19 protein-coding genes and 2 pseudogenes are annotated in these 20981 nt (G+C 35.3%); 7 read left to right on the top strand and 14 right to left on the bottom strand.

Going from position 1 to position 20981, the window contains the following annotated elements; genetic code table 11:
* Positions 1-211: 211 nt before the first annotated feature.
* From K6959_RS04720 to K6959_RS04700, 5 genes and pseudogenes are all read right to left on the bottom strand, one after another.
* Positions 212-478 (bottom strand): hypothetical protein, encoded by a 267-nt coding sequence (locus K6959_RS04720; protein ID WP_163242019.1) that lies wholly within the window; start codon positions 476-478, stop codon positions 212-214.
* 195 nt (positions 479-673) lie between these two features.
* Positions 674-2971: a thiamine pyrophosphate-dependent enzyme gene (locus K6959_RS04715; protein ID WP_163242018.1), complete on the bottom strand. Its 2298-nt coding sequence runs from the start codon at positions 2969-2971 to the stop codon at positions 674-676.
* Positions 2971-3984 carry a 2-oxoacid:acceptor oxidoreductase family protein gene (locus tag K6959_RS04710; protein WP_223087790.1) on the bottom strand — a complete coding sequence of 338 codons (1014 nt, stop codon included), beginning with the start codon at positions 3982-3984 and terminating at the stop codon, positions 2971-2973. The genes K6959_RS04715 and K6959_RS04710 overlap by 1 nt, the downstream gene beginning before the upstream one ends.
* 1675 nt (positions 3985-5659) lie before the next feature.
* Positions 5660-5725, bottom strand: a pseudogene (locus K6959_RS19785) (hypothetical protein); the annotation flags it as partial.
* 637 nt (positions 5726-6362) lie between these two features.
* Positions 6363-6827 carry a 2-thiouracil desulfurase family protein gene (locus tag K6959_RS04700; protein ID WP_163242016.1) on the bottom strand — a complete coding sequence of 155 codons (465 nt, stop codon included), beginning with the start codon at positions 6825-6827 and terminating at the stop codon, positions 6363-6365.
* A gap of 154 nt (positions 6828-6981) precedes the next feature.
* Between K6959_RS04700 and K6959_RS04695 the strand changes: the two genes are divergently transcribed.
* Complete coding sequence (locus K6959_RS04695) at positions 6982-7659, top strand: response regulator transcription factor (RefSeq protein WP_163242015.1); 678 nt, start codon at positions 6982-6984, stop codon at positions 7657-7659.
* Positions 7652-8887 carry a sensor histidine kinase gene (locus K6959_RS04690; RefSeq protein WP_163242014.1) on the top strand — a complete coding sequence of 412 codons (1236 nt, stop codon included), beginning with the start codon at positions 7652-7654 and terminating at the stop codon, positions 8885-8887. The genes K6959_RS04695 and K6959_RS04690 overlap by 8 nt, the downstream gene beginning before the upstream one ends.
* 106 nt (positions 8888-8993) lie before the next feature.
* Here K6959_RS04690 and K6959_RS04685 read toward each other — a convergent pair whose 3' ends face one another.
* Genes K6959_RS04685 through K6959_RS04670 form a run of 4 tightly spaced genes read right to left on the bottom strand, consistent with a single transcriptional unit; the run spans position 8994 to position 11357 of the window.
* A complete protein-coding gene (locus K6959_RS04685) occupies positions 8994-9572 on the bottom strand; it encodes a ferric reductase-like transmembrane domain-containing protein (protein WP_163242013.1) in 579 nt (192 codons plus the stop codon).
* A complete protein-coding gene (locus K6959_RS04680) occupies positions 9565-10470 on the bottom strand; it encodes an FAD:protein FMN transferase (RefSeq protein WP_163242012.1) in 906 nt (301 codons plus the stop codon). Before K6959_RS04680 ends, K6959_RS04685 begins: the two co-directional genes overlap by 8 nt.
* Before the next feature lie 15 nt (positions 10471-10485).
* Positions 10486-10716 carry a hypothetical protein gene (locus K6959_RS04675; protein WP_163242011.1) on the bottom strand — a complete coding sequence of 77 codons (231 nt, stop codon included), beginning with the start codon at positions 10714-10716 and terminating at the stop codon, positions 10486-10488.
* Between the two features lie 17 nt (positions 10717-10733).
* Positions 10734-11357, bottom strand: a complete 624-nt coding sequence (locus tag K6959_RS04670; RefSeq protein ID WP_163242010.1) for a copper amine oxidase N-terminal domain-containing protein — start codon at positions 11355-11357, stop codon at positions 10734-10736.
* 354 nt (positions 11358-11711) lie between these two features.
* Here K6959_RS04670 and K6959_RS04665 point away from each other — a divergent pair.
* Positions 11712-13456 (top strand): annotated as a pseudogene (locus K6959_RS04665) (B12-binding domain-containing radical SAM protein).
* Between the two features lie 15 nt (positions 13457-13471).
* Here the strand turns inward: K6959_RS04665 and K6959_RS04660 are convergent.
* Positions 13472-13639, bottom strand: coding sequence for a hypothetical protein (locus K6959_RS04660; protein WP_223087789.1), 168 nt, complete (start codon positions 13637-13639; stop codon positions 13472-13474).
* Positions 13620-13799 (bottom strand): hypothetical protein, encoded by a 180-nt coding sequence (locus K6959_RS04655; RefSeq protein ID WP_163242007.1) that lies wholly within the window; start codon positions 13797-13799, stop codon positions 13620-13622. Before K6959_RS04655 ends, K6959_RS04660 begins: the two co-directional genes overlap by 20 nt.
* 120 nt (positions 13800-13919) lie before the next feature.
* Between K6959_RS04655 and K6959_RS04650 the strand changes: the two genes are divergently transcribed.
* Positions 13920-14264: a DUF3905 domain-containing protein gene (locus K6959_RS04650; RefSeq protein WP_394373023.1), complete on the top strand. Its 345-nt coding sequence runs from the start codon at positions 13920-13922 to the stop codon at positions 14262-14264.
* A 53-nt stretch (positions 14265-14317) separates the two neighbouring features.
* Here the strand turns inward: K6959_RS04650 and K6959_RS04645 are convergent, their stop codons facing one another.
* Positions 14318-15676, bottom strand: coding sequence for a TrkH family potassium uptake protein (locus tag K6959_RS04645; protein ID WP_163242047.1), 1359 nt, complete (start codon positions 15674-15676; stop codon positions 14318-14320).
* A 292-nt stretch (positions 15677-15968) separates the two neighbouring features.
* Here K6959_RS04645 and glcD point away from each other — a divergent pair, with 292 nt between their 5' ends.
* The 3 genes from glcD (at position 15969) to K6959_RS04630 (ending at position 18996) form a co-directional block, all read left to right on the top strand.
* Positions 15969-17381, top strand: a complete 1413-nt coding sequence (glcD, locus tag K6959_RS04640; protein WP_223087787.1) for a glycolate oxidase subunit GlcD — start codon at positions 15969-15971, stop codon at positions 17379-17381.
* Positions 17378-18697, top strand: a complete 1320-nt coding sequence (locus K6959_RS04635; RefSeq protein ID WP_163242004.1) for a (Fe-S)-binding protein — start codon at positions 17378-17380, stop codon at positions 18695-18697. The genes glcD and K6959_RS04635 overlap by 4 nt, the downstream gene beginning before the upstream one ends.
* 107 nt (positions 18698-18804) lie before the next feature.
* The gene (locus K6959_RS04630) at positions 18805-18996 is read left to right on the top strand and encodes an alpha/beta-type small acid-soluble spore protein (RefSeq protein WP_163242003.1); all 192 of its coding nucleotides are present in this window, start codon (positions 18805-18807) and stop codon (positions 18994-18996) included.
* Between the two features lie 69 nt (positions 18997-19065).
* Here K6959_RS04630 and K6959_RS04625 read toward each other — a convergent pair whose 3' ends face one another.
* Together K6959_RS04625 and K6959_RS04620 are read right to left on the bottom strand one after the other, a co-directional pair.
* The gene (locus tag K6959_RS04625) at positions 19066-19818 is read right to left on the bottom strand and encodes a TerC family protein (protein WP_223087786.1); all 753 of its coding nucleotides are present in this window, start codon (positions 19816-19818) and stop codon (positions 19066-19068) included.
* 275 nt (positions 19819-20093) lie between these two features.
* On the bottom strand, positions 20094-20981 hold the full coding sequence (locus K6959_RS04620) for a TetR/AcrR family transcriptional regulator (protein ID WP_223087785.1): 888 nt from the start codon (positions 20979-20981) through the stop codon (positions 20094-20096).

Raw genomic sequence — 20981 nt, 5'->3', positions numbered from 1 at the left:
AATTCCTTTTTAAAAGACCGATTTCTTCCGCTACTTTAGTTATATATTTAAAAATAACAGTATTTTATTCCTGATTTATTTTTTCGTAAATAGATATTTAGATCTATACATTAATCCTATCGCAAGACGGTTTTCAACGTTTTTTTCTTTTCCATTGCAGCAAAATAGAGTCCAACTATTTTTTTGGACTCTATTTTGCACAATATATATTTTACCAATAATACGGATATCCAAAAGGCGCACCATAGTAATACGGACTAAATAAAGCACTTCCAGCCAATCCGCCTAACACTCCTCCTAGAAATGGAGCACCAAAGAACGGACCGCCAAAAAAAGGTCTGCCGAAAAATGGTCTGCCGAAAAATGGCCTACCAAAAAATGGCCTTGGTCCAAAGAAAATCCGCTCATCGTTCCCTGCAAAAGGTGGTTCGTGTTGATAATACGGATCAACATGAACAGGGCTTATTTGTTCATTCATCATGACTCCTCCTCATTTTATTATTATATATTTTTACTGCTCAATAAAAGCATATTCAAATGATAGGTAGAAGTCGTGGGCGTATATCCTATTCATTTGAATTAATGTAAAAAAGCAAAGCGAAAATAAACTCGCTTTGCTTTTTTCCTTTTTTATGTTTAGCCTAAAAAAACAATCTTGTGCATAAATTTCACATTATAAATATGGATTTTCGTGTCTTGCTTTTAATCGTTTCCACCTTTTTTCAATTTCTTTTTCAAACTCTGTTAAAATTGATTTATTTTCTTCCTTCAATAAATGTTTCGTTTTCCCCATGTACTTTAACCATTCAGAAAGAGGGACTTGTTTTTTTTTTTGTTCGGGATCGTACGTAATCGTTGTCACTCCTTGCTCAACCTCATACAGTGGAAAGAAATTTGAATGAACAGCGGCTTCAACAATTTTTTGTCCATAACGATCATCAGATTTCCAGTTTAGTGGACAAGTAATTAACAACTTTCCGTATACTGTCCCAACATTTTTGGCATACCATTGTGCTTTTGCTGCTTTTTTAATTAAATCTTGTGGAAATGCCTCGGTACCGGTAAAAACATACGGAATATTTGCTGCAGCCATAATCTGTGCTGTATCTTTATGATGAAAAGCTTTCCCTGACTGCAACGGTCCAACATTTGTTGTACTCGTCATATGTCCGATTGGTGTTGAATAAGACATTTGCGAGCCTGTATTCATATATCCTTCGTTATCATATTCAAGCATAATTAATTTATGATTTCGAAGCGCTGTCCCGATTGCTGAGCCCATCCCTATGTCCATTCCCCCGTCACCAGTCACCATGACAAAAGTTGCATCTTGAGCAATGTTAATTTCCCCCCGGTTTTTAAGCTCTAAAAATGCTTCAAGTGTACCTGAAAGTGTGGCTGGCCCGTTTTGAAATAAATTATGAATGGTTGTCTGTTTATGAGAGCTATATGGATAAGCTGTTGTTACTACATAAGCACAACCTGTTTGGAAAAGAACAACGACATCCCCTTCAATCCCTTTAAAGAAAAGTTCAAGTCCGCTAAAAATACCACAGCCTGGACATGCACCATGCCCGGAAGCAAGCCGCTTTGGTTTTGATGTTAACGCCCTTAACGGAGGAATTTTCACTTTCAATTTATTTGTTTCCTCATCCTTTGATACATGAATCAAACCTGATTGATACACGTCTCCATATTGTGGTGTAATTACTTGTGTTAATTTCTCTTTATCATCTCCCGGTACATGGCCATAATAATCAAAAGACTTTTGGGCAGCTCCCTTTTCTTTTGCTTCAATTGCCATCATAAAAAATTTTTCAGCATCATCTGCAAAAAAATCTTTCCCGCCAAGACCAAATACTCTGCTTAAAACGATCGTCTTATTTTCTTTATCTTCTTGTAAAGCCGACTTAATTTCATTCGTCATATTCGGACCATGTGCCCCATAGGAATCAGCTCTCTCTCCAATTAATAAAGCTTTCACATTTTTTAGCGCTTGACGAATATCTTCGGCTGGGAATGGTCGAGTAATATTAGGACTAATAACACCTGCCTTTATCCCTTTCTTACGTAAACGATCAACTACATCTTTTGCTGTTTCAGCAGCAGAGTTTAATAAAAATACAGCTATCTCTGCATCAGCCATTTTATATAAATCTAAAGTTGCATATTTTCGTCCAGATAGAGTTCCGTATTCAGCAGCCACTTCCTTAAATACTTCGCCTGCTCTATACATCGCCTCTGATTGTTGATAATGGTTATTAAGAAGATCGTTTCCATCCATATGTGCTCCGATTGTAATCGGCTTTTTCATCTCCCGGACAAAATGATAATCAGTCGGGCACTCTCCGATAAATTGTTGGACAACCTTTCGCTCCTTAAAATAGTAAGTTTTTCTTTTCTGATGTGATGTAAAAAAGCCATCATAGGCAACGATCACTGGTAACCTTACTTTTGAATGTTCAGCTATTTTTAATGCCATAATGTTCAAATCATACACTGCCTGCGGCGTTCTTGCAGTTAAAATAACCCATCCTGTATTTAAAGCAAAATATAAATCAGAATGATCGCCGCGAATATCGAGCGGACCACTAATTGATCTTGTAACTAAATTCATCACCATAGGAAAACGAGTTCCCGCTTGTACAGGCAATTGTTCAAGCATATACATTAGTCCATTTGCACTTGTTGCATTAAATACTCTTGCGCCCGTAACAGCTGCACCATAACAAATACCTGCCGATCCGTGTTCACCATCAGCCGGAATTAATTTAATGTTATGCTCTCCGTGCACTCTCATTTGGTCTAAATATTGAGCAATTTCAGTCGATGGTGTAATTGGAAAGTAACCCATAACGTGATAATTTATTTGGGCTGCTGCTAAGGCAGCCATTTCATTTCCAGATTCAAAAGTTACAATTTGTTCTGCTATTTTTTCGATGTTATATAATTTTTCCTCTAATATCGCCATTATAAGATCCCTCCTGACAGATACGGAAAACGGTGGGGAGTGCGGTTCATTTCTGCATAGCCATGTTCTTCACGTAATTCACTTAAAGCGTTTGTAGGACAAGCTTCTATACATTTTAAACAGCCTTTACAATATTGATAGTCGATTCCTTTTAAGAACATTTGCTTGCGTCCTCGCTTATCCTCTCCCTCTTCCCACACAAAGCAAAAATCCGGGCAGGCTGTATCACATGCTGCACAATGAATACACTTTTCTTGCTCAAATTGTGGTAAAAATCCTTGACGAGAGCCACTTAAGTCCTTTAAAATGCTGTTTGCTTGCGCAGTTAGTACTCCGCCTATTTCTTGTGTTTCATAACCTAGACGAGCAGATGGACGTGAAAAAGTATGCCCTGTTATCTTGGCAGATGGCTGTAATGACTGAAACCTTACTTCTCTATAGCCTCTCTCAAACGTTCTAATATTTCGTTCGACAAGGTGGGGATATTTCTTCTCAAATGTTTGCCTAATCACTTTTCGCATTGCATCAGGGTTTAAAAAATCACAAATGCGGAACAATGCTCCGAGCATTGCAGTATTAACTTTTGTTTTTTCTTCAACTGCGATCGTTAGAGCATCGACAATTGCTAATGTTCCATATTCGAGCTGCAAGTCTGTTTTTACACTCTCAAAGTCTCTTTCGGAATTAATTAAAACAATCCCTTCAGATGTTAATCCACTTATTACATCTACTGTTTTATATATAGTTTCATGAAATATCCCTATTACGTGTGGTTGTTCAATTGGACTATGATCACGAATTTCAACGTCAGGATCACAAAAGCGAACAAAGCTTTTTACCGGTGTTCCTTTTTTTTCTGATCCATATGATGAAAAATTTGCTCCATTTAGCCCAAGACCTAAAACACCAGCCTCAGCTAGCATTTTGCCTGCTAAATTCGCCCCTAAACCGCCTATTGACTCTAACCTAATTTCAAAAAAACCAAGTTGATTTTTTTGCGGTAAAATAGACACATTTTTTCCCTCCCACATTCCCATGAATTTTTTGTTGGAAGAAATCCAACTACCCTCTCGCTTTAAATTTTAATTCAAGTTCACTTTTTAAGCTGTGACAAAAGTTAAATTTTCCGCATTTTATTTGAAACACCTTATTTTAAAATTTACAAAGTCATTACAAACAAGAAGGTAAGCGCGAACATTTTTATATAACAGATTACACATTGTACTATAACAGTATTAGATGAGCGGTTTTTTTCATTAAGAATTTTGTAAAGGACAAGGTTAATCCTAGAATAAACATTGCACTCATAAATTTTAAATGGGATTGACAAAGGAAAAAAGTAAGTAGGAAAGTATATGTGAAAAAGATTTAGATTTTATATAAGATCATTCGCTTTCCAATAAGCGATTATTTTTGAAAGGTAAATTAATGACTTAATCGTAATGGTTTGAACATTAAAGCTTGAGGAGGAGTTTAACAATACTTCATAAAATGAAAGATGAAATCTAAAGATCTAAGTTTTTAATAATCCCAGCAGAAAAGTAAAAAATATTATTAAGAATATACATTTATACAAGCAAGTAGCAGCGAATTTCTTTATTGAAATCTATTACTCTTTATATCTTGTTTATTGTTTGTTAAGCTTTAGTTTATTATGGAATTAGATACTGTAAAAAATTCTATGAAAATAAGTGCCTGAGGTGATGTTAAAACATCAAAGCTGGGTAAAAATACCCCCTAATCACTCTTGACAAATATGTCAATGGTTTGAAGCCAATGTAACAAGAGAGAAGGGGATAAAATGAATGCCCAACTTGCCCTTGGTACCATCGGGCAAGTTAGGTTTTTCAAGAGTCTCCTCCGCCGATTGCTGAACAACTCAAGGGCTCAGTTAAAGGCGATACTAATTAAGAAAGATTTATAAGTTACCAATAATTTGATCTTGGTACTCGATATAATCGAGGGAATAGGGTAATACAACTTTTCGAAAAATCCAACCATGTGACTTGATGGGGGCTAGCTCCACTACCTGAGCTAACTTCTATGAAGTTATCAAAGAACAATAAATAAACTGGAAATTATCTTGAAATTAGATTATAAACTAACTATACGAGGAGCGTTAATCATTAAACTTAAAAATCTACCGTTTAGATGGGCGGTTATTCTAATTTTTGTATTTCAAGCATACTTAATTTATAGAGATTGGGAGAAGGGTTTTTTAGAAAACTTAATTTCAATTTTTATTCTTGTAGGTTGTATTGGTTTACTAGTATGGGATATTGTTTTTAAAGAAGATAAATAATATAATTTTAAGCGGATTAACCCCAAAATTTTGGATAATAACTTTCTTATTCTTTCATTTGCATAGTTTTTATTTTTTTAGATTTCTCCCGTTATTCTTCAAAAAATCCATGTTGCTAGACACCGAACCTCTGCGGCATGATTCTCCTTCCGAGAAGCCAGCTGTTTCAAACATAGGCATCGCCAAACAAGGCTGTCATTCCCGCCACTTCAAATCAAGATGATGCTTTGTTTGAATACAGCCTATTATACCCGAACCTCCTTAATTACCAATGAGGTCTCCTCCTTCTTTGATATAGCTATATTTAATATCTGCCTCCCAGAGTTGCTTAGAAGCTTTAATGATGCGATTTCTGCTAATTTACGTGGAAAAGAGACTTTCTCTTGTCATTGTGGTCGTAAGATCCCAAGTTCCTTACATAAGCGATAGACATTTTCCTTGTTAATAATTAGATTATATTTTTTTGCGGAGTACTTTTTTAATTTGCGGTAACCATAGTTAAAAGCATCGCCTCAATTTCTTCCAGCAGAAATTCTTTAATATGTTCATCTGATTATTTTAAGTACCTTTGAACTTTGTTAATCCATTGATCAGCTACTTCAAGTTTTTCAGTAAGTGAGGGTTTTCTTTTTATTAAAGCAAGTAAAATCGCTATTTCAACTTCCTTTTTACCTCATACATTTTGAGTCTGTTATTTTTTTTTGGGATCATTCTTTAGAGTTAGATCCGGTAGCCACATCCACATCTCCAAATTCCCCGCCTTTATATTCACGATTCCAACAACTAACCATGTTGGGATTCAATTCATAACGACGATCTACAAGGGTAATCTTCCTATTTCTTGGGCTCTTGATGACTTGTAATTTAAACTTCTTAGGATGCTTTGTTCGCTACACGGGTGTCAACCTCATTGGTACATGAAGTAGTATAATAAATTGTCCTCGTACTATCCAAGTTCATTTTGAGGCTAATTAGAAAACACTTTTTTTCGTCTTTCTAGACAGCATTTCTAATTATCTATTCCTAGATAAAAAAATTTCACACTAATTATGTAATACATGCTTAAAAACTAAATCCGTAAAGAATTTTTCATTCTTTTTCAAATAATGTATGCATCTCTGCCTCAGACAAAACGTTTATACCTTCTTTTCGAAGTAAAGCAGCTGTTACCCCTTCTCCACTTACTTTCTCATTAGAAAAGTTCCCGTTATAAATCATGTTGCTTCCGCATGATGGACTGTTTTCTTTTAAAACAACCGCTGTAGCTCCGACTTCTTTAACACGCTTTAACGTTTCGTACGCGCCTTTAATAAATGAATCTGTCACATCCTCACCGAGACGATTGATTACTTTTGCTTTTCCGTCTAATACATCTTCACCAGAACCCCCGACGATCTCTGCTGGTTCTCGCGGCGTGTCTAATCCTCCTAATACTTCAGGACAAACAACGATTGCTTTTCGTTGTTCAACAAGTTCATTGATTTTTTTTATTAATTGATGGCCGCCGTCATAACGACAGTTGATTCCAGCTAAACATGCACTTACTACAAGCATTGTGACACTCCTTTTCAACATATCAATAATTTTTTTATATCTTAAAAGACAACGTTCATTGCACCAGAACTTTTCATTCTTTTTTCAGATTATGATGTTACACTATTTGTAAAAATGTCTAAAATAGTAGAGAGTAAAGAGAGGGTATGTTGTCATGAACATTTTGTTGGCTGAGGATGATGAACGTCTCGGTAAAATTTTACATCATTTATTACAAAAAGAATTAAACAATGTCGATTGGGTGAAAAACGGAAGTGATGCATACGATTATGCAACCTACTCCCCTTACGATGTATTAGTTTTAGATTGGATGATGCCGAAAATAAGTGGGATTGACGTATGTAATCGACTTAGAAAAGAAGGGTTCCAAGGTGGAATTTTAATATTAACGGCTAAAGATGATTTAGGCGACATTGTAACGGGTTTAGATTCCGGTGCAGATGACTATGTTGTAAAACCGTTCGAATTTGAAGAATTATATGCAAGAATTAGAGCCCTTTCAAGACGGAAAGAAAAAAGATTCGAGCAAGTGCTGCAACTTAATAATCTCTCCCTTCATCTCGACTCTCATCTCGTTATGAAGGATGGCGAACAAATCGATCTAACAAAAAAAGAATATCAACTACTAGAAGTGTTAATGCGAAATAAAGAGCAAGTATTGACACGTGAGCAATTAATTGAAACAATTTGGGGGTTTGATGCGGATATTTCAGATAACGCATTAGATGCCCTTATAAAGCTAGTCCGAAAAAAAATTGATCGTCATGATGAAGAATCTTTCATTCAGACGGTAAGAGGAGTTGGCTATAAAATGAGAGATAAAAATGTTTAATCCAGTTAGGATCAAATTAACGTTACTATATACTGGTTCTTTTTTAATACTCCTGCTTATTTTTATCGTTCTACTATCTTATTTTATTACGAATTCTATTGAAGAACAGCAAAAAGAGGAGTTAATACATTACTTTGAAAAAGAAGAAGAAGAATTTATCGAAGAATTAGAGGAGAAGGAACAGGAAGAAGTTGAACTGAAAACAGACCGTGCTGTTTTCTATTATTTATTTAATACACAGCATGATTTAATAGAGGGGAAAGAAACAATTGCCGGTTTTTCAAACAAAGCGAAAACGTTATATACTGAGAGTTCATCGTCTTTTTTTCTAAAAGAAGCTGAATATGAAGGCGCTCATTTATTGATCATGAGACAGCCATTGCAAGATGACGGATATTTACTTGGATACGTTATTATCGGGACAGAAATTACAAGTCAAAAACATCTAATTGAAAAGATTGTCTGGGGACTTATGATATTAACAATCGTCTTTAGCGTACTATTAGCAATATTAAGCTACTATTTAGCCGGAAAAGCGATGCAACCGATCCAAAATGCGTTTAATAGTCAAAAAAAATTCGTTTCCGATGCTTCGCACGAGTTAAGGACACCGTTAAGTATTTTTTATAGCTCCCTCGAACTTCTAGAACGAGAGGAAAAAAACAAACTAAGCCCATTAGGACAAGAAGTGCTAGCAGATATGAAACTGGAAGCAACATTAATGAACAAGCTTCTTGAAGATCTGCTTTTAATTGCTCGAAATGATCATCATCAGTTTATGATTAAAACAGAGCTAGTACCATTGTCAGAATTAATCACTTCCATAGGAAAACGATTCGCGGTAAAGATCCCTGCCCATTTACAGTTTATCACTCAAATAGAAGAAAACATAAAAATGATGGGCGACCCAATAAGAATCCAACAACTTTTATACATTTTACTACAAAATGCGATCGTCTATACTGAAAAAGGCTCAATCAAATTATTATTAAAAAGAACAAATGGACAAATACTTATCCAAGTAATCGATACAGGCACGGGAATAAAAAAGCAAGATTTGCAACATATTTTTGATCGTTTTTATCGTGCAGATACGTCTCGGGTAAGAAACGGAACTGGTTTAGGTTTATCAATTGCAAAAATAATTGTTGAAACACATAAAGGAAAGCTAGCAGTAGAAAGTGAATTTGGTAAGGGATCAACCTTTACGATCATATTTAATCAGTAAGCAATTAGACAACTGCTTACTGATTGAAGTTTCGCTTTTAGCATAAAATAGTTTAAACTCCCCTTAAGTTAACAGAGTTTTTAATCCGTTAACATTGAGGGGGGCTTCACTTATTAGACAGCCTTTTCCTCATTTGCGGATGTTTTTGTAACGTTGATATTTCAAGTAATTTCAATCCGAACAACAAAACAATGACTACAAAAGAACTGCCATACAAAACAACTGCCCAAGTTTGAGCTGAATCAGTTCCGATTAATATCCCGTGAATAAACATTAAAAGCCATGCAGGGTAAACGAGTAAGTGTAGAGCCTTCCAAACAGTTCTATTCATACTCTTCATCCAAAAATCAGCGGCTAATAAGATAAATAGAAAAAGAAAGAAGGAAATCGTCCCTAATCCAGAGGAGATCGGTTTATGTGTAGCAGTAAAAGGAATGAACAATTCACTGAGCGAATATTGAATATATTGATCATACAGTAAAATAACGATATGAAAGATGATCGCGAGGAATCCAATCCATCCATTTAAAAGGTGAAAATGATGAAATAATCCTTTCTTTCTTTTTAACCAACTAAATGAAGATAGCATTCCGAAAAAAATAGACATCGTCAAATAAAAGAAAGCTAAAAATCCAGATAACCTGATTAAATTCCAAACAGATAACAACTCAACGATTTCAGTCAACGGAAACACCTCCTCTCAATGTTCTCCGTTCACCGTCTTCATTTACGATGAAAAATCCAGCTTGCGGAAAAATTTCTGTAAATTGATGCTGCAACTTTTCAGAAGGAAGTAAAAAACATAATTTAGCCCCTACCTCTGCACTGAGACAATCTTCTGATATAACTGTTGCTTGGATAACGTTTGTTTCAGCAGGTTTGCCAGTTTTTCCATTTAAAATGTGATGCTTCTTCGAATTGCCATCAAACCAGCTTCGGTAAACTCGATTTGATGTTGCAATCGCCCCATTTTTAATTGTTATTTGCGCAATCTCCTTCTCTACATTAAAAGGATCGGCTATCCCTATCGTCCATTCCTTTTCTCCGTCAGACCAAACTTTCATATCACCGCCGCCATCTACAATTCCATATGAACAGTTTCCATTCTTTTCCAGCCATCGTGCAGCTGTCTCTACTGCATAGCCTTTTGCTATTCCTCCCAGATCAACCTTTTGATCTGTTTGCTTGTAAATTGAACAGTTTTTTACATCAAACAAAAAAGGTTCTTCTTCTTGAGGAACTAAAATATGAGGACTTTTTTCAGCTAAGTTGAACGGAAATGATTTATTATACCCATTTGCTTCCATTTGAAGTGACAAAGTTGGATTAAAAAGACCTTTCGTTTTGCGGCGATATTTTTCTGCTATTTGTAAACATAAGAAAAATGACGGCGATACTTTTATCCAATTTCCCTTCCTTGTTTCATTAAATTGATATAGCTCATTTCCAGAAAGAAATCTTGACCATTCTGTTTCTATATAATGAAACCAATTAACTATTTCCGTTTTCCATTTCTGCTTTGTACTACAACATACCGACACAAAAAAAGTTGTATTCATTGCTTCAAGAGAAAGTTCATCCATCTATATAACCTTCTTTTATGATCTTTTTGTTTTTCGGTCACTCTGCCTAATTTGCGTTTCATTTATTGTAAAATTACCCCAATCAAGCGCCGCTAGTTCTTTCTCTTTTTTAGAAACTTCCTGATCTTTTATTTGTTCTGTTGAATTGTTATCAGCAGCTTCATATTCAATTTGACTTAAAATAAATGCCGAGAAAGCTACTCCAGATAGACCAATAATCCAGCGTGCTTTTTTTGAATGTTTCATTATCATCTACTCCTTTTTTAATAAGTCAGTTTTGAGATTAAAAAGCTTTTCCCTTGATCATCCCACTCAGCCCTATATCCTAGTGCATTCGTAACAACGCTAATCGGAACGTACACAGATTGCTCATAAAACATCGCTTTTGCTGGCATTGGGGTTTTTAATTTATTTTCATAAGCTGCATTTGTGCCAGCTTTTACAATTAATTCATAATTGTCTTTTTCCATCAATACGATTTTACTATTACGATAAAATGTTGTTTGACTTCCTAACAGTTCAGCTATTTCCTTCGCTGGGACAAGAAGTTCACCTTCATTTGGAATAACAAAAAGCTCTTTTTCTACACCTTCAGCGTTCTTAAAAATACTTAATGTCGGTTCAGTAAAAGGCAATGTCCCCTTTTGAACAGTTACATCTCTTGACCATAAATTCCAGAAATGTGTTGGTTGATTACTATTATTTTCTCTGTATTCATGATCATTATGTCCATCATCTTCATGTTCGTCATCATCGTCATCCATCTCGTACTCATTGTACTCTTCGTATTCGTCATCCCCATCATCATCTGCCATAACATCATTCGTTCCCGGTATAATGAAACCGATGAGCAGAAAAGCACTCAATATAAACGACCATTTTTTCACCTGTCAATCCCTCCATTTTCCTTCTTTATTTTGAGTCTACTGAATGTCTCTGAAAAATGGCTGAAAAAACAGCTAACCTCCAATTAAAATAAATGGTCGTTCAGTATCTTTTTTATGTCCTATAGACTATAATAAAAAATAGATCGTCATTTTACTTTTAAATAACACTGTTTAAAAAGTTCAAGTTAACTTCAACGGAGATTGTAGACAAAATCAATAGTTGATTTTAAAAAGGCGCGCAGCACAAGACGGAAGCGAAAAGAACTCTCGTTCACGAGTCCGTTTACAATCAGTCTAAGTTCAAGTTTACTTGATCGTTTTCATTGAAAAGTCTAAAGGAGTTTGACAACTAAAATGAATATCGTTTGTTCCACCTTAAATGCTAAATATATTCATACAAACCTAGCCATTCGTTATTTGAAGGCATACGCTGAGCCTGATTTTAAAATAACACTTGCTGAATATACGATAAAAGACCCAGCTATGAATATCGTTATTGATTTAATTCGTAAAGAGCCAACTGTTGTTGGTTTTAGCTGTTACATTTGGAATATAGAAGAAACGATGAAAGTCATTAAAATGTTAAAAAAGATTAACCCTTCTCTTATTATTGTTCTTGGTGGACCAGAAGTGACTTATGATACGTTTCTTTGGATGGAAAAGATCCCAGAAGTTGACTTTATCGTAATCGGTGAAGGAGAAGAAACATTTAAGCAATTGCTTACTGCCATTCATAAATCGAAAGATTGCACAACTGTTTCAGGGATTGCTTGGAGAAACAATGGAGAGATTATGATTAATCCACAGCGTAACAAGCTTGATCTTAAAACTTTACCGTCGCCATTTCGATTTGAAGAAGATCTTCCTCATCTTTCTAAAAGAGTAACTTATATTGAAACAAGTCGCGGATGCCCGTTTAGCTGCTAATTTTGCCTATCGTCAATAGAGGTTGGCGTTCGTTATTTTGATAGAGAAAAAGTGAAAAATGATATTCGCTTTTTAATGAAAAATGGCGCAAAAACGATTAAGTTTGTCGATCGTACGTTTAACATTAGCCGCAGTTATGCATTGGAGATGTTCCAATTTCTAATTGACGAGCATTTGCCCGGCACTGTATTTCAATTTGAAATTACAGCCGACATTATGCGGCCGGAAGTCATTGAATTTTTAAACAAGAAAGCACCGCCAGGGTTATTTAGATTTGAAATTGGGGTTCAATCAACAAATGATTACACGAATGAACTTGTTATGAGGAAACAAAATTTTAAAAAAATAACGAGAACGGTCACGATGGTAAAAGAGGGCGGAAAAATAGCTCAGCATCTTGATTTAATTGCTGGTTTACCTGAAGAAGATTACACATCTTTTCAAAAAACATTTAATGATGTGTTTCAGTTACGTCCCGAAGAACTGCAGCTTGGATTTTTAAAAATGCTTCGTGGAACTGGGTTGCGTAATCGTGCTGAAGAATATGGATATATATTTATGGACGATGCTCCTTATGAAATACTCGGAAATCGTGTTCTTTCATTTGCCGACATTATTAAAATTAAACAAGTAGAAGATGTATTAGAAAAATATTGGAATGATCATCGAATGGATCATACAATCGAATATTTAGTTTCAAGAGTATTTCCAACTCCTTTTGATTTCTTCCAACAATTTGGAACATATTGGGACGAGCGTGGCTGGGCAAAAATTGGCCATCAGCTTGATGATTTATTTAAACGATTAATCGCGTTCTTAACATATAAAGGTGTCAAGGATTTGGATATAATCGAAGGCTTAATGAAATATGATTATTTCATTAATCAAAAATATAAACCGCGTAAATCTTGGTGGTCAACAAGCTATCTAAAAACGAAACGGACTCATTTATATAAACAATTTTTAAAAACACCAACAATACTAGGAAAAGAATTTGCAAATTTAAATTTGCAAGAAAAAAGCCTTTTAAAGCATAGCCTTCTTGAAGAAGTTGCTTTTGATATAAAAAAAATATATAAAATGAAGGAATCATCGAAAGATCGCCATCTTGTATCGTTGCATATTTTGATCCGATTCAGACAAAAACAACGATTTTTTTTTCTGTCAATTAACCGACTTAGAGCCGGCTAAATAATGCCGGCTTTAACATTTTTTTTCTCTGTCTTATTTTCTTCTTGCTGAGGACGTGTATTCATAAATTGAAGTTCATACATTTTTGCTGCATTTAAATCTCCAAATTCAATACCAAATTCTGAATTCGCTTTTTCCTCTTGGTTATTTTTTTTCTGTTTCATGACGATCCTGTCCCTTTCTTCCTTGCTTTGAGTTTCGATTTGCTCCCTTTATCGCTTCCTCACCACTACTAAATTCTGAAGAGAACTCCATTTCCTCAATATTTCTTTTTGGTGTTTTACTATGCTTTTCTATCGCATCAAATTTTATTTTTCTTTTCAATTTTGTGATCCTCCTTAAAAAGTGACCTCGATTTCTACATTATTTTATGTAAAGAAGACAAAATAATACGGCATCTATTTTTTAAGCAGCTTAAACAATGAAAAAAAGGAATGATTTATGATGAAAAAACAAAAACAAAAAAACCCTCTTTCTGTAAATGAAACGTTACCGCACCAAATAAATGCACCGAGCTTCAAAGATACTGGAATAAAAATGGAAGCCCCTTACAAAAATTCATTTGGGGTTACAATAGGCGATAGTAAATATGCGTCAGAAAATTCTCCACTTGAAAACTGGAATGACGAAGTGGATCCGTCGGTTATGGCAGGAGATGAATGGGTGCATCCTACAAATGATATAGGATGGAACTCGGCAGAAAACAGAGAGCTGCTAGAACAAAAAAGACGACCTAAAGGGAGCCCTTTTATGCATCCCACAAAAGACGTCAGTTATGGGAAAGATTAGAGTTTAACTTGAAGTGAATGCTCTAAGAGTAGCCTCTTAGAGCATTTCCAATGTTAACCGATAATAATTCTTTCCTTCGGATAATGATAATTCGTCTTCTTTTCCGTTCCACCAATCATAAATAAAAACGAAAGAAGTCCAATTCTTCCAATAAACATTAACGACATAATAATAAACTTGCCGATAGTCGATAAATCCGGTGTAATCCCCATTGAGTAACCAACTGTACCGAAAGCAGAGCATACTTCAAATACAATCTCAAGAAGAGAATGACCTTTTTCAGTGATAGATAAGATGACAATGGCGGCAAAACACATAAAAACAGCTAATATCATAACAGCTAACGCCTTTGAAATATCGACATCGTGAATCTCTCTTTTAAAAATTTTAATGGAACGATTTCCTCGAGCGAAATGAAATAAAAATAAAATGACAATGGCAAAAGTAGTTGTCCGAATCCCTCCCCCGACAGAACTTGGAGAAGCCCCGATAAACATGAGGCTGCCCATTACTAATAAAGTCGATGAAGAAAACTCGCTTATATCCAACGTTGCTAGTCCAGCACTTCTACTTGATGCTGACTGAAAAAATGAATAAAAAAAAGCTTTATGCCACGAAACATCACTAAAAAAATGTTGGAACTCTAAAACAAAAATCATGATGATACCGAAAATAAGCAGGCTAGCAAATGTGACTGTCGTTACCTTCGTAAATAATGAGAAGCGAAATCGCATATTCGTTTTTTTTCGACTTAAAAACGCTTTTACTTCAACTAATACTGGAAATCCAATTGCCCCCAGTGTGATTAAAATAATGACAATAAACTGAACAAAGTAATCATCAGCAAATGGTATTAATGAAGCACCAGTAATATCAAAGCCTGCATTTGTTGTTGCACTAACAGCAGCAAATAAACCGTGATAAAACGCCTCAGTCCATGTATCAAAATAATTTAAAAAATAAACACCCAAAACAGCCGCCCCTGTCAGCTCGATCCCAATGACTATTTTTAATATTTCTTTAATCAAATAGACAAGCCCTGACAGATTTCCTTGATTTTGATCAACCATAATCAATTTACGGCTTTTCAAACCTATTTTCTTCCCGAATAAAAGCCATAAAAAAGTCCCTAACGACATGACACCGAATGCACCGAGCTGAAGCACAAAAATTAATATAAAAATGCCTAATGTACTGTAAGTTTCTGATAAATCAACAACGGTTAAGCCAGTAACACTAACAGCACTTACTGCGGTGAATAAAGTATCTAAAAATGATACTTTCACACCTTCTTTATGAGCAGCTGGTAAACTGAGCAATAAAACCGATACACTAACCGCAACTAAGTAATAGCCAACAATTGCTCGAGCTGGTGTTAGTTGAGTAAATTTTTTTTCACGCGCCTTTTTCAACAATTGCTCATACCTCCGAATAAATACCCATCTAAATTAATATAGGGAAAAGTAGTAGTTAAATATCTCCAGTTTATTGCTTTGTTTTTGGCTCATAAACAACAGGCATTTTTAACGTATATTTTAAAAAAATATTTTAATTTTTAATAAAAAAAGAAGTTTTTTAATTTTAATAGCCAAATGCCTTAGCCTTTTTTATACTTAAAGTGCGACTTTGCAATTCTACTATCTCATAATACCTTTTATATAGGTTAATTTCCACCTTCAAATAAAGTGAAATGGAGGTATATTTATGCTTTCACAAAAACAAAAACAACAACTGATCGCAATTGTTGGAAAGGAAAATGTTGATGACTCAAAGGCTGGTCGTCTCGCTTATTCTTATGATGCAACACCCCTTTATCAATCATTACCTGATGCCGTTGTTTCACCAAGAAGCACAAATAACGTGGCAGAAATTGTTAAATTCTGCAATGTACATCGTATTCCAATTGTTCCTCGGGGGTCAGGGACAAATCTTTGTGCAGGAACATGTCCAACAGAAGGCGGCATCGTCTTATTATTTAAAAATATGAACAAAATAATTGAAATTGACGAAGAAAATTTAACTGTTACTGTTCAACCCGGCATCATTACCTTAGATTTAATTAATGCAGTTGAAGAAAAAGGACTCTTTTACCCCCCTGATCCAAGCTCAATGAAAATTTCAACCATTGGCGGTAATATTAGCGAAAACTCTGGGGGATTACGCGGATTAAAATATGGTGTTACACACGACTATGTCATTGGACTCGAAATCGTTTTACCAAATGGAGAAACGATAAGAACTGGAGGAAAGTTAGCAAAGGATGTAGCGGGATATAATTTTACAAGCTTATTTGTCGGCTCAGAAGGTACGCTCGGAATTATCACAGAAGCAACATTAAAACTAATCCCGATGCCAGAAACAAAAAAAACGATGCTTGCTTTGTATCAAGATATAGAGGCTGCGGCAAATTCAGTTTCAAAAATTATCGCAAATAAAATCATCCCAGCAACATTAGAATTTTTAGACAAGCCAACGATAGAAGCTGTCGAAGCATATGCACAAAACGGTTTGCCGACTAATGTAGAGGCCATTCTTATTATCGAACAAGACGGTCCACATGAAATTGTTGAACATGATATGGAAAAGATTAAAACAATTTGTCAAGCAGAAAAATCAGTTTCCGTTCAAGTAGCTAAATCACAAGAAGAAGCAGAAGCACTTACAACTGCTCGTCGCACAGCTCTTTCTGCGCTAGCTCGGCTAAAGCCGACAACTATTTTAGAAGATGCAACAGTCCCTCGATCTGAAATTGCCAATATGGTAAGAGCAATAAATGAGATTGCCGCAAAGTATAATATTACAATTTGCACATTTGGTCATGCTGGTGATGGTAATCTTCACCCTACTTGTCCTACAGATGTGCGTAACCACGATGAAATAGAAAGAGTGGAGAAAGCATTTGCGGAAATTTTTGCAAAAGCAATTGAATTAGGTGGAACAATTACAGGAGAACATGGCGTTGGCGAAATGAAAGCTCCATACCTCGAATTAAAGCTTGGAAAAGAAGGAATCTTAGCGATGAAAGCTGTTAAATCCGCATTAGATCCAAACAACATTATGAATCCCGGAAAAATATTTGCAAAAGCGAACCGCAAACGAGTGGTGATAAAAACATGACAGCTAATAAAGTCCAACAACAGTTTCGGGAGCGGCTGAATGAAGATGAATTGTTAAATTGTATGCGCTGCGGTTTCTGTCTTCCGTCATGTCCAACATATATAGAGTCAGGCTATCAAGAAACACATTCACCAAGAGGAAGAATAGCTTTAATGAAAGCTGTGGTCGACGATATGATTGAACTAGACGATGAAGTAGAACGCTCATTCAACCTCTGTTTAGGGTGCCGAGCTTGTGAGCCAGTATGTCCATCTGGTGTAAAATACGGACACTTGCTTGAAGATGTACGTGATGTCATCCAACAAAATAAACAACATTCGCTGCCAATACAAACAATTCGCCACACCGTATTTAAAAGTCTATTTCCACATAAGAATAGGTTGAGGAAAGTGACTGGATTACTTGGCTTTTACCAGCGCTCAGGCCTTCAAACAATTACTCGGAAAATTGGATTTTTAAAGCTCTTCCCGAAAAGTTTAGTCGCGATGGAAAAAGTATTACCTCAAGTGCCTGAAATGAAAAAGATGAAAAATCGTCCTGAATTTTTATCATCTAAGGGCGAAAAGAAAAAACGGGTTGCTTTTTTCTCCGGCTGTTTAATGGATACGTTATTTTTAGATACGAATAATGCCACAATGAAGCTATTGCAGTTTGCCGGTTGTGAGATCGTCATACCTAAAGCTCAGACGTGCTGCGGCGCTCTTCACGGACATAGTGGTGAAAAAGAACATGCTAAACAGTTAGCAAAACAAAATATTGAAGCTTTTGAAAACTTACAAATTGATTATATTATTACGAATGCAGGTGGATGCAGCGGCTTTTTAATTGAGTATGATCATTTATTAAAAAATGAGCCAGAATGGCAAAAGCGTGCAAAAGCTTTTACAACAAAACTGAAAGATATCTCAGAAATATTAATTGATTTGCAATTTCACAACACTTATGAACTTTCACTGGCTGAACAAACTGTGACATATCAGGACTCCTGTCATTTAAAAAATGTAATGAAAACAACGAATTCACCGCGCCAATTGCTGCAAAGTATTCAAGGTATTCATTATCAAGAGATGCAGGATGCTGATCATTGTTGTGGTTCAGCAGGGATTTATAATATCGTTGAAGCGGAAATGTCAATGAAAATACTTGATAGTAAAATGAAAAATTGTTTATTAACAAAGGCAACGACAATTGTCACCGCTAATCCAGGCTGCTTATTACAAATGAAACTTGGAGTCGAGCGTGAAGGTCTTTCTCATCAAATAAGAGTTGTCCATATAGCAGATCTTCTTTTAGAAGCTTTAAACGAGCAAGACTAACATTTCTTTATTCGTGAAAAACTTCCACGCATGAGAAAAGTTGATCAAAATCATACTAGTACTATACAGAGTGTATCCTCTGTTAAATTTCGTAAGGAGTTGATCAAATGACTCAAAGCAGAAACAAATTGTTAGTCCCTGGTGTCGAACAATTTTTAGATCAAGTAAAATATGAAATCGCTCAAGAATTTGGTGTTCAGTTAGGATCAGATACTGCTGCGCGTGCAAACGGGTCAGTTGGAGGAGAAATAACAAAACGCCTCGTCCAACAAGCACAATCACAACTATCGGGAAAATAAATGAAATGTCGGTTCATTCATAATAAATACCCATATGGCATTTAAAAATCCGGCTTTTTAGCCGGATTTTTAAGTTGTTGATGTTTTTTTTGATAAGAAGAAACCTCCTACAGCAATCGCAATGAGAACAGACCAAAAAGTTAACTTCCACGTAAGTGATTCAGGAAAATGGCGGTCTAAAACTCCTACCTCAGGGTGTGCTAAAGTGAAAACAATTAATTTAACACCTACCCAAGCAACAATGAAAAACGCAGCTGTTTCTAACGAAGGGCGTTTATGTAGCAAAACAACAAACCAGTTTGCTGCAAAACGCATAATAATTAAACCGATCATTCCCCCGAGAAACATGACTAAAAACTGTCCGCCATCTATTCCACCAATTTTAAACCAGCCTGTCGGTCTTAATGTTACTGCCAAAGCAACTGCGGCTAACATCGAGTCAATCGCAAAAGCAATATCTGCTAATTCAACCTTTAAAACTGTCAACCAAAAAGAAGCTGATGATGTTTTCTCCTTAACAACCTTCTTCTCTCGTCCAGAATATTTTTTATAAAGATTATGTCCAGCAATAAAGAGTAGATATAAAGCCCCTATTGCCTGTACTTGCCACACATCAGCAAGAAGTGAAATTAAAAATAAAGTAACAAAGCGGAAAACAAATGCACCTAGTAAACCATAAAATAACGCTTTTCTCCGTCGTTCTTGCGGTAAATGCTTTACCATTATTGCCATCACAACTGCATTATCTGCAGCCAAAAATCCTTCTAGTGCGATTAAAACTAACAACACCCACCCATATTCAAGCAACATAGTAAAATCCATTCACTTCGCCTCCAGTTATTATTGTTTGTCTTATGTTCTGTTGACAACGAGGTAATTTTTGGATTATCAAAAAATGAAGTGTTAATGGATGAAAAAGCAAAAAAGACCTCTGCCAACAGGCAAAGGTCTTGCTAAACATCGTAACATGTCAACAAAGCCGATGGAGTTATGTATCCACGAAATGACGACTTTGCTTTAGGTTTCCCTAACGCTACTCCCCTTTACAAAAAAGACTATTCATTTTTTAATATTATAACATATTTTTTATTTTGATGTTACATAAAGTTTATATTTTTTTTGCATCTCTTATTTATAATATGCTCCATCCCTTCCATAGCTTTCGTAATTGAGGGGATATTTAAATTTTGTAAATAAATAAGCAATCCCTCTAAAACAATCTTCTGTTCTTCAGCTAAATTTTCCTTCATTGCATTCGTTATTGCAATTGCTCGTTCATATTTCTTATCACCTATCTCATTTTTATTTTTTGTTAGCAATTGCTCAATTTGATTGATAAAAGATAAGGAATGATCTTTTGCATCAATACAAAAATAATCTGAGGTGTCATTTACAATTCGTTTTTGATCAACTAGACAACCTGCTATAACGTTTTCCAAACGATTAATTAAGAACGCTGAAAGTTCATCATAAGAAAATTTGTATCCGCCTTTTATCATTAAAACCGAATATTCTTTTACCATGCCATGAAAGATAATAGCACAATCAAACGCGTAAGGTTGAACTTCTTCGCCAAACAATTGAATAATCTTCTGTGTTGTAAATAAAAGAAAATCCTTTCGTTTTTTAAAGAAAAAATGTCTTATTTTTAAATTGCTATGAAAAGACTGCTCTCGAATTTGTACTAAAAGGAAGTCACGATCATGTGAAAATTCTTTAAAATGCATGGATAATTGTTTTTGAAACATTTCTTTAGGTGTCAACGTTCTTTCATATTCAACTTGTAATATTTTCTTCTGCAATAAATTATCATAATAATTTAAAATGGAGATCATTAAATCTTCTTTCGAACGAAAATAAGTATAAAGGGAACCTTTAGCAACCCCGCTATGCTCAGCAATTTCCTGCATCGATGTTAGATGGAAACCGTTTTGCGCGAACAAGCGCATTGCGGTTTCCAAAATGAACTGTTTTTTTTCATTCAA

The sequence above is a fragment of the Bacillus aquiflavi genome (genome assembly GCF_019915265.1).
GTDB classification, from domain to species: Bacteria; Bacillota; Bacilli; order Bacillales; family Cytobacillaceae; genus Bacillus_BT; species Bacillus_BT aquiflavi.
This window is presented reverse-complemented; position numbering and strand designations above follow the sequence as displayed.